The organism is Devosia sp. P3_B2 (genome assembly GCF_056402875.1).
The window spans coordinates 68,668-84,498 of the sequence record NZ_JBFUGO010000007.1; the positions used below are offsets into that span (position 1 = coordinate 68,668).

The 15,831-nt window shown below is 64.2% G+C and carries 21 protein-coding genes; 4 read left to right on the forward strand and 17 right to left on the reverse strand.

The window, feature by feature from the left end; translation table 11 throughout:
* Positions 1-42: 42 nt before the first annotated feature.
* Positions 43-501, forward strand: a complete 459-nt coding sequence (locus AC1DV8_RS11930) for a GyrI-like domain-containing protein (protein WP_477157612.1) — start codon at positions 43-45, stop codon at positions 499-501.
* 67 nt (positions 502-568) lie between these two features.
* Here AC1DV8_RS11930 and grxD read toward each other — a convergent pair whose 3' ends face one another.
* From grxD to msrA, 7 genes are all read right to left on the reverse strand, one after another.
* Positions 569-904, reverse strand: a complete 336-nt coding sequence (gene grxD, locus AC1DV8_RS11935; protein WP_477149570.1) for a Grx4 family monothiol glutaredoxin — start codon at positions 902-904, stop codon at positions 569-571.
* 121 nt (positions 905-1,025) lie between these two features.
* Positions 1,026-1,442: a GNAT family N-acetyltransferase gene (locus AC1DV8_RS11940; RefSeq protein WP_477157613.1), complete on the reverse strand. Its 417-nt coding sequence runs from the start codon at positions 1,440-1,442 to the stop codon at positions 1,026-1,028.
* Between the two features lie 25 nt (positions 1,443-1,467).
* Positions 1,468-1,932 carry a GNAT family N-acetyltransferase gene (locus tag AC1DV8_RS11945; RefSeq protein WP_477157614.1) on the reverse strand — a complete coding sequence of 155 codons (465 nt, stop codon included), beginning with the start codon at positions 1,930-1,932 and terminating at the stop codon, positions 1,468-1,470.
* The gene (locus AC1DV8_RS11950) at positions 1,929-2,558 is read right to left on the reverse strand and encodes an HAD family hydrolase (RefSeq protein WP_477157615.1); all 630 of its coding nucleotides are present in this window, start codon (positions 2,556-2,558) and stop codon (positions 1,929-1,931) included. Before AC1DV8_RS11950 ends, AC1DV8_RS11945 begins: the two co-directional genes overlap by 4 nt.
* Before the next feature lies 1 nt (position 2,559).
* Positions 2,560-2,961, reverse strand: a complete 402-nt coding sequence (locus AC1DV8_RS11955) for an HIT family protein (protein ID WP_477157616.1) — start codon at positions 2,959-2,961, stop codon at positions 2,560-2,562.
* Between the two features lie 27 nt (positions 2,962-2,988).
* Positions 2,989-3,222 (reverse strand): BolA/IbaG family iron-sulfur metabolism protein, encoded by a 234-nt coding sequence (locus AC1DV8_RS11960; protein WP_477149567.1) that lies wholly within the window; start codon positions 3,220-3,222, stop codon positions 2,989-2,991.
* Between the two features lie 102 nt (positions 3,223-3,324).
* Positions 3,325-3,843 (reverse strand): peptide-methionine (S)-S-oxide reductase MsrA, encoded by a 519-nt coding sequence (gene msrA, locus AC1DV8_RS11965; protein WP_477149566.1) that lies wholly within the window; start codon positions 3,841-3,843, stop codon positions 3,325-3,327.
* A 92-nt stretch (positions 3,844-3,935) separates the two neighbouring features.
* On the opposite strand from msrA, the gene AC1DV8_RS11970 reads away from it, so the two are divergent.
* Complete coding sequence (locus tag AC1DV8_RS11970) at positions 3,936-4,394, forward strand: Imm50 family immunity protein (RefSeq protein WP_477157617.1); 459 nt, start codon at positions 3,936-3,938, stop codon at positions 4,392-4,394.
* Here the strand turns inward: AC1DV8_RS11970 and purL are convergent.
* The 10 genes from purL to purC form a co-directional block, all read right to left on the reverse strand.
* Complete coding sequence (gene purL / locus AC1DV8_RS11975; RefSeq protein WP_477157618.1) at positions 4,391-6,622, reverse strand: phosphoribosylformylglycinamidine synthase subunit PurL; 2,232 nt, start codon at positions 6,620-6,622, stop codon at positions 4,391-4,393. The two genes, AC1DV8_RS11970 and purL, sit on opposite strands and share 4 nt — an antisense overlap.
* A 69-nt stretch (positions 6,623-6,691) precedes the next feature.
* On the reverse strand, positions 6,692-7,162 hold the full coding sequence (locus AC1DV8_RS11980) for a CYTH domain-containing protein (RefSeq protein WP_477157619.1): 471 nt from the start codon (positions 7,160-7,162) through the stop codon (positions 6,692-6,694).
* Entirely contained in the window at positions 7,163-8,041 is an 879-nt protein-coding gene (locus AC1DV8_RS11985) for a CHAD domain-containing protein (RefSeq protein WP_477157620.1), read from the reverse strand.
* A 64-nt stretch (positions 8,042-8,105) separates the two neighbouring features.
* Entirely contained in the window at positions 8,106-8,744 is a 639-nt protein-coding gene (locus AC1DV8_RS11990) for a Pr6Pr family membrane protein (RefSeq protein WP_477157621.1), read from the reverse strand.
* Complete coding sequence (locus AC1DV8_RS11995) at positions 8,741-9,400, reverse strand: Pr6Pr family membrane protein (RefSeq protein WP_477157622.1); 660 nt, start codon at positions 9,398-9,400, stop codon at positions 8,741-8,743. Before AC1DV8_RS11995 ends, AC1DV8_RS11990 begins: the two co-directional genes overlap by 4 nt.
* 84 nt (positions 9,401-9,484) lie before the next feature.
* Positions 9,485-10,864 (reverse strand): RICIN domain-containing protein, encoded by a 1,380-nt coding sequence (locus tag AC1DV8_RS12000; RefSeq protein ID WP_477157623.1) that lies wholly within the window; start codon positions 10,862-10,864, stop codon positions 9,485-9,487.
* 97 nt (positions 10,865-10,961) lie between these two features.
* On the reverse strand, positions 10,962-11,627 hold the full coding sequence (gene purQ, locus AC1DV8_RS12005) for a phosphoribosylformylglycinamidine synthase subunit PurQ (RefSeq protein ID WP_477157624.1): 666 nt from the start codon (positions 11,625-11,627) through the stop codon (positions 10,962-10,964).
* 91 nt (positions 11,628-11,718) lie between these two features.
* Complete coding sequence (locus tag AC1DV8_RS12010; RefSeq protein ID WP_477157625.1) at positions 11,719-12,804, reverse strand: acyltransferase family protein; 1,086 nt, start codon at positions 12,802-12,804, stop codon at positions 11,719-11,721.
* A 740-nt stretch (positions 12,805-13,544) separates the two neighbouring features.
* A complete protein-coding gene (purS, locus tag AC1DV8_RS12015) occupies positions 13,545-13,787 on the reverse strand; it encodes a phosphoribosylformylglycinamidine synthase subunit PurS (RefSeq protein WP_477149557.1) in 243 nt (80 codons plus the stop codon).
* Positions 13,788-13,889: 102 nt separating this feature from the next.
* Positions 13,890-14,654 (reverse strand): phosphoribosylaminoimidazolesuccinocarboxamide synthase, encoded by a 765-nt coding sequence (gene purC / locus AC1DV8_RS12020; RefSeq protein ID WP_423067628.1) that lies wholly within the window; start codon positions 14,652-14,654, stop codon positions 13,890-13,892.
* Between the two features lie 294 nt (positions 14,655-14,948).
* Between purC and AC1DV8_RS12025 the strand changes: the two genes are divergently transcribed.
* Positions 14,949-15,272, forward strand: a complete 324-nt coding sequence (locus AC1DV8_RS12025; protein WP_477149556.1) for a DUF1476 domain-containing protein — start codon at positions 14,949-14,951, stop codon at positions 15,270-15,272.
* A gap of 103 nt (positions 15,273-15,375) precedes the next feature.
* On the forward strand, positions 15,376-15,828 hold the full coding sequence (locus AC1DV8_RS12030) for an META domain-containing protein (protein ID WP_477157626.1): 453 nt from the start codon (positions 15,376-15,378) through the stop codon (positions 15,826-15,828).
* The last annotated feature ends 3 nt before the right edge of the window (positions 15,829-15,831 follow it).

A 15,831-nucleotide genomic window follows, 5' to 3' on the forward strand; every position in this document is an offset into this window, starting at 1 on the left:
CGAGCGTGGCCGAATTTCACCTGCTCAACGAGGGCGAACACGGTGGAAATCAAGGAAACGGAGTCGATGCTGGTGCTGAGCGCCAGCCGGAGGCTCACCATCCCGCAGGTCAAACTGGCGGGCGCGGAGATCACTGCGGCGATCGAGGCGGATATCGAACGCTGCGGGCTGGAGGTCGCGGGGGCCTGGGTATTCATCGGCCGGAATCTGCCGAGGGACAGCAAGACCGAGTTCGACGTCCGCTTCTGCCGTCCGGTGGTAAGGGCCGACGGCTACGATGGCGCGTTCGAAGTCCAGCAGCTCGAGCCGATCATGGTGGCGAGTGCGCTGCATCAGGGGCCGATGCGCACGATCTTCACCCAAGGCTATGCGCCGCTCGTGCAGGAGATCGAGCTCTCTCGCCACGCGTTCTCGGGTGAAAGCCGTGAGATCTACCACCGGTGGGCCGGGCAGGGGGGCAAGTACCACCGGATCGAGATTCAGTTCGGGCTGGCGTACTGAGCGGCACAAGCGAAAGGCCGCGGCCCTGATGGGCGCGCGGCCTGTTCTCAAGCCATCGATGCTGGCGTCAGGCGGTCTGCTTGACCGCGATGCCCTTGTCGGCGAGGTGCGATTGCAGTTCGCCGGCCTGGAACATCTCGGTGACGATGTCGGCGCCGCCGATGAACTCGCCCTTGATGTAGAGCTGCGGGATCGTCGGCCAGTTGGCATAGGCCTTGATGCCCTCGCGCAGCTCCTGGTTCTCGAGCACATTGGCGCTGTCGTAATCGACGCCGAGATAGCCGAGGATCTGGACGACGCGGCCCGAGAAGCCGCACATCGGGAAATCCGGCGTGCCCTTCATGAACAGGAACACGTCGTTGTTCTTCACCTTGTCGTCGATGAACGCGTTGATGTCGCTCATGTGAATGCCTTCTGTCGTCCGGGGAGGAGTCCGGCTCCGTTGACTGTTAGATAGTCCTGCAATGCGGCGCTGTCGAGGTATGGCATCGTCATTCGACGATGGAAACCGTTGGCGGTCACGCTCACTTGATCCGCAGAGCCATGCCGATGGACGCTGGCGCGGTGGGTTCGAAGCCGTACTGCGCGTAGAGATCCTTGGCCGGGCCATCGGCGATAAGGCTCACATAGGCGGATTTCGGGGCATTGGCGTGGAGCCAATCGACCAGGGCGGCGACGATGCGCTTGCCCAGGCCCAGCTTCTGGTGCGCAGGAAGGACGGCGATGTCGACGATCTGGTACGCCGTGCCGCCGTCGCCGATGACGCGCCCCATGCCGATGGCCTGCCCTTCGTGCTCGATCACGACGGCAAACAGCGTTCCCCTGAGGCCGCGAACCGACGCTTCCTCGGTCTTCTCGCTGAGACCGGAGAGGCGGCGAAGGTCACGATGCTCGGAGACGGTGGGGGTGCGAGGGATCAGCACATACTCAGTGGTCGACACGTTGGTGGTTCCTTCGGCCAGGCGATCAGCGGATGGACTTTTGCAGCCGAACGCTGGGCAGGATCAAGCCACCGCGGCTCTTGTGCGTCGTACGTTCGACCTCACGGTAGCCGTGCCGTTCGTAGAAGGCCTGCGACGAGGTCGCCGCGTGGATTTTGGCGAGAGTGGTGCCGGCGTCCCGCATCCGGCCTTCGGCCTGGTTGAGTAGAGCGCTGCCGATGCCATGTCCCTGGAAGGTGGGATCGACATAGAGCCCAATCACCTCATCCGGACCGTGGTCGCAGAACGCCACGACGACGCCGTCCGCTTCGACGACGTCGAAATGGCCGTTTTCCGGCGTGACATACTGGTCGGGTCGTAGCCCGGTAGCCCAGCTCTCGCGCTCAGCAACCGAGTAGTGCGCTTCAGACGCGGCCATGATGGCGCGGTGGTGCAGTCGCTGCATCGCCTCGCCGTCGCCGGGACGCATCGGCCGGATCGTCCAGTTCATGCGAGTCTCTCGGCGATCCACGGGTGTGCAGTGACGTCTTCGAGTTCGGCGTATTGCACGGCTTCCCAGCCATGCGCGCGGGCGGCTTTCACGATGTCCTCGCGGTCGTCGAAGAACAGCGGCGGTTCGGATTGCGGGCCGAGGCGGTTCGACACCCAGTCGAAGTAGGGCTTGTTCGGCTTGGCGTGGCCGATCCTCGCCGAATGGAACATGTCCTCGAACAGCTCGCCGAACCTGAGCTGCTGCCACAGCCACTGGGCCCGCATATGCTCCTGGTTGGTGGCGAGATAGAGCGGCGTGCCGGCCGCCTTCAGCCGCGCCACGACGTCGAGCAGCGGCTGGTTGACGTTGCTGTCATGGCTCAGCCAGTAGCCGGCGAAGGCCATGCTGGGTCCGCGATAGCCCAGGCTCGGCAGCGTGCGATCCAGCGCCTCGAGCAGCGAGATTTGCCCGACGAGCACCTTCTTGACGAAGATGTCGTAGATGAACTCGCGGTTGAAGCGGTCGGGATCGACGCCGAGGTCGGCGAGCAGGTTCTCGTTCCAGCGCACGTGCTTTTCTGGCCGGCCGTGGTAGCCGTGCACGAGCACGCCATCGACGTCGAACAGGACGGTGCGTTTCGACATGTCAGAGTCTCGGTCTGCGATTGATGGGCTGTTTGAGATGATGCCGCAGCCCCTGACCGGCGAGTGGCTCGTCGGCGAAGCGCGCGATGATGTGGAGGTGGGCATGATCCACGGTCTGGCCGCCAACCCGTCCGACGTTCCAGCCCACTGTGTAGCCATCAGGCATAGTGGCATCGAGATGGGCTTTGGCCTCCATGAGGAGGGCGAACGTGTCGCTCCACTCCGCTTCGGTCAGTTCGAACGGGGCCGTCGCGTGCCGATGCGGGATGATCATTCCACCCTGCTGTAGGACAGGGTCTGTGCTTGCGAGAAAGTAGCAGCTGCCGTTGCTGAACAGGGGCTCGTCATCGAGCAAGCCGTTGTCGCGGCAGAACCGGCAGCCCGATTCGACGTCGGGACCCATCGCTTCATTCCTGCTGTTAGGTGCGCGTCAGTCGGGCGCCTTCGTCTGCAGCGCCAGCGAATGCAGCACGGTGCCCATGTCCGCGCCGAACGCCGCATTCACCATCTGGTGCTGCTGCACCCGGGTTTTGCCGCGGAAAGCTTCGGAGGTGACGGTTGCGGCGTAGTGGTCGCCGTCGCCGGCGAGGTCGCGGATTTCGACCGTGGCGTCGGGGAGCGCCTTGAGGATGCGTTTTTCGATTTCGCTGGCGGCCATGCCCATTTCGGGTCTCCCGGTCGATAGAGTCACTGACAGAGATATGGCATGCGCGAAGGGGCGCTTCAACGGAAGCGGACGCCGGTTTTCCCGGCGCCCGTCAGATCGTCAGGCGGCTGCAGTCTGGCGCTTGGGCAGCTTCCAGTTGGGCCGCGGGAAGTGGCAGGTGTAGCCGTTCGGGATGCGCTGCAGGTAATCCTGATGCTCCCGCTCGGCCTCCCAGAACGGGCCCACCGGCTGGATCTCGGTCACCACCTTGCCGGGCCAGATGCCGGAGGCGTCGACGTCCTTGATGGTGTCCTCGGCGACGCGCTTCTGCTCGTCATTGGTGTAGTAGATCGCCGAGCGGTAGCTCGAGCCGATGTCGTTGCCCTGACGGTTCCTGGTCGAGGGATCGTGGATCTGGAAGAAGAACTCGAGCAGGTCGCGATAGCTGTAGCGCGAGGGGTCGAAGATGATCTCTACCGCCTCGGCGTGGGTGCCGTGGTTGCGATAGGTAGCATTCTCGACGTCGCCGCCGGAATAGCCGACGCGGGTGGAGATAACCCCGTCCTTGTGGCGCAGCAGCTCCTGCACGCCCCAGAAGCACCCGCCAGCCAGTACCGCCCGCTCAGTGTTGGTCGTCATGCTTGGTCTCCGTTATTTGGGATGCGCCATATATACGTATCCGGGAGCTGGATTGTTACACCGGCTCACGGAAATGGCATCGGGGACAGCGGATGGGTGAGGAATACGATGTCGCGGAGACGGGCGTTGGCTATGACCATGCTACGCAAGAGGCGACTCTAAGGTCGCTTCCTGGTGGCCCGGAGCTTATCGCGTGGTTCGGGTTTGTGCCGTGGTTCCACGACGACGAAATCGAACGGCTGGATCTGTTGGACAAGGGTGCAAGCAGGCTGGTGATCCGTTCATCTCTCTATGGAGACGACGCAACGCCCAGAGCGTGCGTGGTGACCTTTGCCTTGGCAGACATAGTTGAGATATCCCTGAAGCACTTCTACTTCCAGAATGTGATCGGCGATCTCCACCTACGACCCGCGACGCACCTCGACGGACCGATCTACGGTCTGACTCCCGCCGATACCGACCTCGAGATCGTCGTGACCTCGTCTGTCGGTCTGGAGGGCCGGATCAGGTGCCGGTCCATCGAGGTTAGCTTCGCAGAGGTTGTCCGCTAAACCTCGGCGATCTCGCCCGCCATGAACTCCGGGAACCAACCCTCGTGCGCCGCCCGCATCTCGGCGATGGCAACCGGGCGGGCTTCGCCCAGCGTCAGCGACGTGCCGCCGGTGTTGCCGATCCAGGGGGCGAAGACGCCGGCGTAGGGGTAGACCTCTTCGTAGAACTTATCGAGGTTGGCCCGGGTCATGGTGACGAGGTAGCGGCCCTGGTCTTCGCCGAAGAACAGCGGCAGCGGGTCGCCGCCATCGAGCTGGTTGACCGTCGCGCCGATGCCCGAGGCCAGCGCCATTTCGGCGAGGCCGATGGCGAGGCCGCCATCCGAGAGGTCGTGCACCGCGGTGGCGATGCCGTCGCGGATCAGGATGCGGACAAGGTCGCCGACCTTCTTTTCGTGGCCGAGATCGACCGGCGGCGGGGTGCCGTCCTTGCGGTTGAACAGCTCGCGCAGGTAGATCGACTGGCCGAGATGGGTGCCCCACCAGTCGGGGGCGCCGAACAGAAGGATCGCTTCGCCCTCGGCGGCGAAGGCGGCGCGGGCCATTTTCGACCAATCGGGGATCAGGCCGACGCCGCCGATGGTCGGGGTCGGCAGGATGCCGCGGCCGTTGGTCTCATTGTAGAGCGACACGTTGCCCGAAACGATCGGGAAGCCCAGCGCGCGGCAGGCATCGCCGATACCCTTCACCGCATGGACCAGCTGGCCCATGATTTCCGGGCGCTCGGGATTGCCGAAATTGAGGTTGTCGGTGGCAGCGAGCGGGTCGGCACCGGTAGCCGTGAGGTTACGCCAGCACTCGGCCACGGCCTGCTTCCCGCCTTCATAGGCGTCGGCCTCGCAATAGCGCGGAGTGACGTCGGAGGTGAAGGCGAGCGCCTTGGTGGGGTGGCCGTCGACGCGGATGACGCCGGCATCGCCGCCCGGGCGCTGCAACGAGTTGCCCTGGATCAGCGTGTCGTACTGCTCGTAGACCCAACGGCGTGAGGAGAGCGCGGGCGAACCGAGCAGCTTCAGCAGTGCGTCGGCGATGTCCATCTGCGGGATGTCGTCGGCGGCGAGCGCCTTGGGCACCACAGGGGCGGTCCATGGGCGATCGTATTCCGGAGCTTCGTCGCCCAGTTGCTTGATCGGCAGGTTGGCGACTTCCTCGCCCTTCCACATCACCCGGAAGCGGAGATCGTCGGTGGTGTGGCCGACGGTGGCGAAATCCAGCTCCCATTTCTCGAAAACGGCGCGGGCCTCGGCTTCCTTTTCGGGATGCAGCACCATGAGCATGCGCTCCTGGCTTTCCGAGAGCATCATCTCGTAGGGGGTCATCGCGTCTTCGCGGACCGGCACCATGTCGAGGTTGAGCTCGACGCCGAGGTCGCCCTTGGCGCCCATTTCGACGGCCGAGCAAGTGAGGCCGGCAGCACCCATGTCCTGGATGGCGATCACCGCGCCGGTGGCCATCAGTTCGAGGCAGGCCTCGAGCAGGCGCTTCTCGGTGAAGGGGTCGCCGACCTGTACGGTCGGGCGCTTCTCCTCGATGTCGTCGCCGAACTCGGCCGAGGCCATCGTGGCGCCGCCGACGCCGTCGCGGCCGGTCTTGGCTCCGAGATAGACGACGGGCAGGCCGACGCCTTCGGCTTTCGAGTAGAATATCTTGTCGGTGTCGGCGAGGCCGGCCGCAAAGGCGTTGACCAGGATGTTGCCGTTATAGCGCTCGTCGAACTCGACTTCGCCGCCCACGGTGGGGACGCCGAAGGAGTTGCCGTAGCCACCGACGCCGGCGACGACGCCGGAAACAAGGTGCTTCGTCTTTTCGTGCTTGGGGTCACCGAAGCGCAGCGCGTTCATCGCTGCCACCGGGCGGGCGCCCATGGTGAAAACGTCGCGGAGGATGCCACCCACGCCGGTCGCCGCGCCCTGGTAGGGCTCGATGTAGCTGGGGTGGTTGTGCGATTCCATCTTGAAGACGATGGCCTGGCCATCACCGATATCGACGACGCCGGCATTCTCGCCGGGGCCCTGGATCACCAGCTGGCCTGATGTCGGCAGGGTGCGCAGCCATTTCTTCGAGCTCTTGTACGAGCAGTGCTCGTTCCACATCGCCGAGAAGATGCCGAGCTCGGTGTAGGTCGGCGCGCGGCCGATCAGTTGCAGGATCTTCTGGTACTCGTCCAGCTTAAGCCCATGATCGGCAACAAGCTCTGGCGTAATGGCGATGTGGTTGTTGAAGGTCATCCGATTCCGGCCCTGATCCGCTGGCGTTCGCTATAGCGGATACGACTCCCGGGGGACACAGGAAATGGGTCAGATTTCCCCGCCCACCAGCATGGCGAGGCTGGAATTGTAGTATTGCGGGTCGCCGGTGACCTCGTCGCCGAGCCAGTTGGGCAGTTGGAGGGTGGCGGTGGGACTGTCGAGCTCGACTTCTGCCATCACCAGGCCCTCGTGGCGGCCGTGGAACTCGTCGACGACCCAGTCGCCGTCGGGGAGGTCGAGGTTGTGGCGAGTCTTTTCGATCTGCGCGCCGCGGCTGAGCGCCAGCAGCTGCCGCGCATCGGCGATCGGGATTTCGTACTCGAACTCGGCACGGGCCAGCGCCGAGCCGCCGCTCTTGATCGTGATGTAGCCGACCCGATCGTCGATCGAGCGCACCCGCACGGTGACGCCACCGCCACCTGTGGTCAGGTAGCCCTGACGCAGTGCCTGCGTCACCTTGACGAGGTCCTTCCAGCCGTCGGCTGCGACGAGGAACTTGCGCTCGATCTCGATGCCCATCTACTCGGCCGCCTCGCGGGTCATCCAGCCGTCGAGATAAGCGGAAAAGCGGGCCTTCAGCGCCCTGGGCTTTTCGGCAAAGACCTGCATCCCGAGCTTTCGGATGTTCTCTTCGATTTCGGCCTGACGGCGATCGACGGCTGCTAGCGCGAATGCGGCATCGATGTCGGGCCCGAGGTCATCGGGCGTCGTCTTCAACAATTGGCTCAGCACGGCGAGGTCGTGGTGGGTGCCCAACTGCTCTGCCAGCTCGCCGGCGCATTTGTGGGCGGAGGGCAGGATGTCCTCGGCGCAGCTCTCGAGCAGGCCCAACTGGTTCCAGTGATATTTGGCGAACTTGCGCCACTCGTGGAAAGCCTCGTCGGTGCGCTGCCGCTCGGCGGTGCGACCGGTCTGCCGCCCGCTGCGGTAGGTGTGCTTGAGGCCGGTGGCCAGGGTATCGAGGTCGATCCGGTCGAGCCGCCAGGTGGCGCTGCGCTGCTCGAGTTCGCGCATCTGGCCGGCGAAGCTCTGCAATGCGCCGGTTTCGCCCTCGGCCGCTGCGTTCCGGCCGTCATCAGCCACGTCGATCGGCCTGCCGGCCCAGGTCATCAACTCAGCGAAGGTGGCCCGCGTCACGCGCAGGTCGCGCGATGCGGCGAGGCCGCGCGATGCATCGCGGACGAAGGCGTTCTCGATGTCGTAGGCGCTGAAATCGGGGCGCACCAGCCGGAACAGAGCGCGCAGTTTCTTGCAGCGCCGCCGCGCCTCGTGCACTCGGCGTTCCGGCGACTCGGACGAATTCTCCGCGCCGGCAATGGCTTTGCCGATCTGCTCGCGCGCTATCCGCAGGAAGCCGTCACCCATCGAGCGGTCGCCCCGGGACCACTGAAAACTCATCTGCGCTCCCGCTACACCCGTCGCCGCAAGGCGAGCCTACGTTCGCAAGAGTGTCACAAACAAGTCAAACCGGCCGGACAGAGCGCCGGCCGAGCAATTTGTCGATGCCGACCGCGACGGCGAACAGCGCGAGGAAGGCCACGAGCATGACGATGACGTTGATCGCCACCTGGCCATAACCAAGCGTGTTGGCCTCGAGGATGGGGTAGGGGTACTCGCCGACAACGGCGCCGCGGACCATTGCCCAGGCCAGATAGAGCAGCGGGAACACCGTCATCGCCGGGATATCGCGCCAGTCGAGGTCGCCATGTGGCTGGAAGAGCAGCCACCAGGCGATGAAGAACAGCGGCGCGACATAGTGCAGGACGATGTCGGCGAAGAGCTGCAGGCCGGTTGGCTGCCAGAGGCCGGCCAGCATCACGTGGTAGAACACTGTCACCATCGCCATGATGCCCGCCATCATGGCTCGCGTCACCGGCGAGCGCCACCAGCCGAGCCAGCGGGCCGCGCTCACTTCAGAGAGATAGATCAGCACCAGCATGCCGTTGGTGAGGATGGTGAAGAAGGTGAAGAAGAACCACAGTGCGCCGAGGACGCTGTCGCCCTTGCCGAGACGCAGCCCCATCGACAGGTAGAATTGCAGCAGCAGCGCCGCTGCCCCGACAACAAGGCCAACCAGGGTGGCCAGGCGCTTCAGGCTCAAGCCGTTCTCCCCACGGCGCTGCGGTGCGCCAGCCATCTATCTGCAGACACCAGTATCACGGAGAAGATCGTGACTGCGATCAGCAGGACGCCGACGCCGATGGCGACCGTCGGGTAGCCGAACTTGCCGGCGTCGAGGATGTCGTAGGGATACTCGGCGACCACGACCCCGCGCAGCAGCACCCAGGCTACGTAGCCGATGCCGGGCAGCAGCATCAGCCCGACATGCTTGAAGCGCAGCACTCCGTGCGGCGCGAACAGCGCCCACCAGATGAGATAGAGGATAGGCGCAACGTAGTGCAGCAGCCAGGTCGCCACCGCCAGCGCGCCCTGCATGTTCAGCGTCGGCGCCAGCATAAAGTGATAGTAGAGCATCACCAGCGTGATGAAGGCCGCGGCGGAGGCCATGATGATCTGCCGGCGGAACCACCCCAGCCAAGTCCAGCCGGTGAGCACCGAGACATAGGTCAGCACCAGCCACAGGTTGGTCAGGTGCGTGAAGTAGGTCCAGAAGTAGATGAAGGCGTCGGGCAGGCTGCGGGCGACCGGATTGGTCGCCGACTCCACCATCACCGACGGGAAGATCTCCCAGCCATCGATGCCGAGACCGAGGACGCCGACTGAAAGGCCGGCCAGGGCGAGCAAAGTTCGCAACATTATGACTCGGGGCAGTATTTCAAAACAGCTGAGACCATAGAGCGCGCCCGGTGCTGCCGCCAAGCGCGCTCGCTGTTTTTTGCGCTACTGCAGCAGCCACCAGTCGGCGCTCAGCCAATCCTGTCCGATCGGCGTGTTGGCCAGTTCGCCGGTTTCCACGTTCAGGTAGGTGTCGGCCTGCCAGACGTTGCGGAAGCGCACGTAGTAGCCGCCGCCGCTCGGTTCCATCTGCCACATGGCCGACTGCCATTCAGGCTGGATCGGCCCGACTTCGAGATAGCCATTCTCGACGTGCAGGTATTGGTCGGGCCTGTACACGCTGTGGATGCGGACATAGCCGCCCTCGACCGGATCGAGCGTCCAGCGGGCGCTCAGCCAATCGAGGAGGATCGTGGTGCTCGCCGGCTGGCCGGTTTCGTTGTTGAGGAACGTGCTGGCGATCCAGCGGCTGCCGATCAGGACTTGCTGCCCCAGACCACCAAGCTGGCCGCCCTTGCCGACGACGTTGAAGTTGAGCAGCAGGTTGACCGGTCGCAACCCCTTCTGCTGCACGGTGACGCGGATGGTGGCGGGGCCGGGCGTGGCCATGTTGTCGTAGCAGTTGGCGCCGATGTTCGGCCCGGTGCAGGCGAAGACGAAGAAGCCCCAGCTGTGGGTGGCTTCCCAGTTGAACACGTCCTCGGCGCCATCGAGATCGACCACCTGGATGCCGTTGGCGTGGTTGCCGAACTGGTCGAGCATGTCGGGCACCAGCACCTCAACCGGATCGGCGGTGTTGCGCCGATAGCCGCTGATCAGCAGGTGGCAGTTGAGGCTGGGCAACTGCCCGATGACGATCTCGGTCGGGCAATCGACTGTCACCATCAGCGGCCCTTCCTGCGGCTGCTGGTCGTCGATCACCGGCGTTGCCGAGACGCGGTATCGATAGGTGACGCCGTAGGCATAGAACGCGCCGACTCTGAGCTCGATGATCGAGCCGTCGCCGTACGAAGGGGACGGCGCGACGTGTACGGAGATGGAGTTCGAGCGGCTCTCGGAGCCGCCCGGCGCGGCATCGGGTACCGAGATGTCGGCGCTCGCCGGATCCTTGTCGAAGGTGAAGCCGCCGCTGGGGCTGCTGATGCCGATACCCGCGTAGATGCGCGATGGGTTGGCCTTGCCCTCGATGTTCATGTTCACGTCGAAACCGGCGCTGTCGCTGGTGCGTGGTGGCGGCGACCAGCTGTAGTCGGCGCTGTAGTTGCCGCTGGCCGACTTGAGCGTGATGTGTCCATCGGCAACGGTCCAGGTCGGGTCGTTGTTGGGGTCCGGAACGATCTCGACGAGCTCGTAATAGGGACCTTGGGCCGAGGCCGGCGTGACGGCGACAAGGAAAAGGGCGGCCAGGCCGCCCGTCACGAGATTCATCGCTAGAAGAAAAGTCGCTGCCGTATCCCGCTGCGCTGTGTGTGCGTACGAAGCCATCGCCCCCTCCCGGGCTAGTGCTACGCCGCAATTCCCAGGATGGTCGCACCGCAGAGACCTGCAATCAAGGCAGGACAGGTGACCTGAGCGCTAGTGCTTATGCCGCCTCGAGAAGCGCGGAGAACAGGTTTCGCCCGTCGGTGCCGCCATGGGCGCTCTCGATCAGGTTTTCCGGGTGCGGCATAAGACCGAGCACGTTCTTGTTGGCGTTGAACACGCCGGCGATGTTGTTGATCGAGCCATTCGGGTTGGTGCCCTCGGCGTAGCGGAAAGCGACCTGGCCGTTGCCCTCGACTGCAGCAATCGTCTCGGCATCGGCGAAATAGTTGCCGTCGTGATGTGCGACGGGGCAGCGGATGACCTGGCCCTGCGTGTAGCCGCGGGTGAACGCCGTCGAGGCGTTCTCGACCGACAGCTTGACCTCGCGGCAGACGAACTTCAGCGAGGCGTTCCGCATCAGCACACCCGGAACGAGGCCGGCTTCACTCAGGATCTGGAAGCCGTTGCAGACGCCCATCACCTTGACGCCCTGCGCCGCCCGCTCGCGGATCGTGTCCATGGCCGGGGAGCGCGCGGCGATTGCCCCGACGCGCAGGTAATCGCCGTAGGAGAAGCCGCCGGGGATGACGATCAGGTCCACCTTGGGGATCTCGGCATCCTTGTGCCAGACCACGGCCGGTGCCTCGCCGCCGATCTTGGTGAGGGCAGCGATCATGTCGCGGTCACGGTTGAGACCGGGAAACACGACGACAGCGGCTTTCATCGGCAGCTCCTGATGCGGGATGCCGATCCTTTGATGAGTCTTGGTGGCAAAAGCAAGGGCGGAACCGCGGTACAGCCCCAACGCTTGTGGCTTACTCGGCCGGCTGTATGGAAGCCGGCTTCACATAGCTGCGGCTGCCGGGCGTGCCTGGGATATGTGCCCAGGCCGGACGCTCGAACAGGAACTTGCCCCAGCCTGTCTTCGCGATGATCCAGTAGAGCACCAGCGGCGAGAGCAGCGCGACGGTCATGACGATGACGCTGACGGTGCTGACATCGGTGATTAGGCCGGTCTTCAGCAGCAGGGTGCGGCTCGCGGCCATGGGGATCGAGAAGCTCAGATAGACGACGATCGAGTGCTCGCCGAGCCAGCGCAGCCAGCCCATCCGCGGCAGCTTGATCAGCAGCGCCGCGGTGAGGCAGATGGCGAGCGAGCCGATAAAGCCCAGCGCGAGATGGACGAGGGGCAGGGCGGCATAGCCCATGGTGATGCCGCGCGGGTGGAGTTCGGAGCCACCGGCGAATACCAGGTAGCCCTCGATGAGGACATAGGCGACGAGCGTCAGCGCGGCCCAGAGCAGGTTGGCCTGCGCCGAGGCGACGATGCGGAACATCAGCGGCGCGAAGGCATAGCCAGCGTAGAAATAGACGTAGTAGGCGGCGAAGTGGTCGACGAGGCCGATGCCGGTGCTGACCGGGAAGATCTGCAGCGCCGCGGCGGCGACAAGCGCCACCCAGTGCGGGACCTTGAAGGTGAAGAGCAGCTTGGTGACCAGCGAGTACACCGCCAGCATGTAGATGAACCACAGCACGCCGTAGGGCTCGACAATGGCCCAGAGAATCTGGCTGCCGACGCTGGCGAAATCACCGGTGCCCAGTCCGACCTTGAAGACGATCTGCAGCACGGCCCAGAGCGCGTAGAAGTAGAGATAGTGGACGATGCGGCGGTCGGCATAGGCGGCCCACGGCCGCGCGATCACGGCGCCGAGGAACAGGCCGGAGATCAGGAAAAACTCGGGCATGCGGAAGGGCGTCGCCCAGCCGATGATGTAGTGGAGGATGCCGGTGCCGTTGAGGTCCTCGCCGACGCCGTAGGCCGAATGCATCATCACCACGAGGATGATGGAGAGGCCCTTGGCAGCATCGACCCAATCGAGGCGGTTGGCGGCGGTAGACATCGTGAGGCTCCTAGGCACGTCAGCGCGTTCTAGCGCCTCGGATCGCATCTAGGGCGAAAAGGCTGCACTTAGGCTTAAGCCAAGTGCTTAATGGATAAGGATTTATCGAATTGGAGTGGCCGAAGCCGAGGCGCGGCGGGTCGCCGCGCCAACTGCGCGTCTTAGAACGGCAGCGCGGTGTGGGTGGCGAGCAGGACGCCGACGGTCATGAAAAACAGGGCGGAAATGGAAAAGGTCTTGATCATCTTCAATATCGGTCGGCAGCGCGTCGCGCGCTTGGGTTGCAGCGGGTCTTAGGTCGGTTCGCGGGGCCGGAATAGTCTCGGTCCGTGCATGGCTCCAATGCGCCTCAACGGCTGAATGGAGTCTGAACCGGCACGGTTAATTCAGCTGTGTGATGCAGCCGTGCGACTATTCGGTGAGTGAGCGGCGGCGGAATAGTGGCGACGACCGCGCTGTGGCGTTCGCATCACACGACGAAAGTCGAGGTTCGGTCACCGTTGCCGGATGCTGCGACAATGCACGCCCGAACGGCGCGATGGCCGGTGGCTAAGCCCGCGAACGATGGCAGCGAGGTGCGGAGGCTAGCGCCTCAGACGGGGACCGACGCGTATGCTGCGAACAGCAGCCCGAGCGCGAGGAAGAAGGCGATCGACAGGGAAAATGTCTTGAGCATCGGGATGGTCTTTACTGGTACTGGCTCAGGGTTACGCGAGCGGCAGAACCATACGCGGTGAATCTTAAGGCGTGATTTCTATCGTGTAGTTTTCGATGACGGTGTTCGCCAAGAGCTTGTCGCACATCGCCCGGACATTAGCCTCGGCCTGTGACAAATCGGATTCACCCAGCTCGAGGTCGAACACTTTTCCCTGCCGAACGGCACCAACCCCGGCGAAGCCGAGGCTTTTCAGCGAACCCTGGATGGCCTGACCCTGGGGGTCGAGGACGCCGGATTTGAGCGTGACGGTGACGCGGGCTTTCATCGAAAATTCCCGAAAGAGGCGAGGCTCATGGCCTCGCCGTTTTAGTGGTCGCGCGCTCTAGCCGGAAAGCGTCACCGCTTCTCCTGAGCACGCTGTGCGGCGCTATTGCACGAGTCGCGGGCCGGTGGTCAACGCGTTGTCGGTTTCCACAAGAATACCGAGCCGCTGGGCCACTTCGCGGTAGGCATCAACGAGCCCGCCGAGGTTCTCGCGGAAGCGATCCTTGTCGAGCTTGTTGCGGGTCTTGATGTCCCACAGGCGGCAATTGTCCGGGCTGATCTCGTCGGCGAGGACAATGCGCATCAGGTCGCCGTCATAGAGGCGGCCGCACTCGATCTTGAAGTCGACGAGCTGGATACCGACGCCCATGAACAGGCCGGTGAGGAAGTCGTTGACGCGGATGGCGAGCGCCATGATGTCGTCGAGTTCCTGCGGCGTCGCCCAGCCGAACGCGGTGATGTGCTCTTCGCTGACCATCGGGTCGTTGAGCGCGTCGTCCTTGTAGTAGAACTCGATGATCGAGCGGGGGAGCTGCGTGCCGGGCTCGAGGCCGAGGCGCTTGGTCAGAGAGCCGGCGGCGACGTTCCGCACCACCACTTCGAGCGGGATGATCTCGACTTCCTTGATCAGCTGCTCGCGCATGTTGAGCCGGCGGATGAAGTGGGTCGGAATGCCGAGGCCGTTCAGCTTCGAAAAGATGTATTCGGAGATGCGGTTGTTGAGGACGCCCTTGCCGTCGATGATCTCGTGCTTGGCGCCGTTGCCGGCGGTGGCGTCGTCCTTGAAGTACTGGATCAGCGTCCCGGGCTCCGGGCCCTCGTAGAGCGTCTTGGCCTTGCCGTCATAAATTTTGCGGCGACGGTTCATATGAGCCCTGCCTCTCGGACAATGTGGGGAATTGCGGCGTTCATGCGCCGAAATGCCAGCCTAATGCAAGCTCTTTCACCGGCCGCGGGGGTGCCCGGCGCTGCCGATCCGATGGCCCGCCGGAGCCACTATCGGCCGGGAGCCATGGCTCCGCGAGCATCTAAATGGCCGCACGATCGTTGATGAGATTGACCAAATGCCGCGACCGGCACCCGTTGATTTGGGCAGCCGTCCAGCTTATGTCCAAGCCAATCGAGGGCGCCCGACTGCCGGGCAGAAATGCGGAGAGCGTAGATGTCGGGATTCAGCGATCGCGAAAAGGGCCAGGAAGCGAAATTCGCGCACGACTCGGAGCTGCGCTTCAAGGCTGAGGCGCGCCGCAACAGGCTGCTCGGGCTGTGGGCCGCCGAGCACATGGGCCTCAGCGAAGAGCACGCCAAGCAGTACGCCGCCGAGGTGGTTGCCTCCGACTTCGAGGAAGCCGGCGACGAGGACGTGTTCCGCAAGATTTCGGGCGACCTGAAGGCCAAGGGTGCCTCGGTGTCGGACGACATGATTCGCCAGAAGATGGCCGAGCTGGTCACCGTGGCGCGCGAGCAGGTTCTCAACGAGGGCTGATGCCCTCGCGGTAAGCCAACCGAAACCATCATCCGGATTTGCCTTTGCGCCTGATGGGCGCGAGGCGTCACCGTCTGCGCCTCTCAGTGGACGGAGATCGATGATGGCACGCAAACTGCTCATCGGACGGCGCAGCGCCCTGGCGCTGATTGCCGGCGTAATGCTCGTTTCCGGGGCGGGCACGGCGCTCGCGGACGGCACCACCGCCACGGGCAATGCCCTTCCATTGGCCGGGGCGTGGCTTGCCGAAAGCATAGACGGTGCCGGCGTTATCGACGACCTGCCGACGACGCTCGAGATCGCCGAGGACGGAGCCGTCTCCGGATCCGGCGGCTGCAACCGGTTCACCGGCAATGCGGCGATCGAGGGCGACACCATCAAGTTCGGCGACCTGGGTTCGACCATGATGGCCTGCGAAGAGGCGGCAATGGACCAGGAGATGAAGTTCCACGCCGCGCTGGGCGCCACGCGCACCTTCAGGATCGATGTCGAGCAGAAGAAGCTCTTCCTCAGCGACGAGACCGGCAAGGTCGTGGTGCAGTTCTCGGCGATGTAGCCG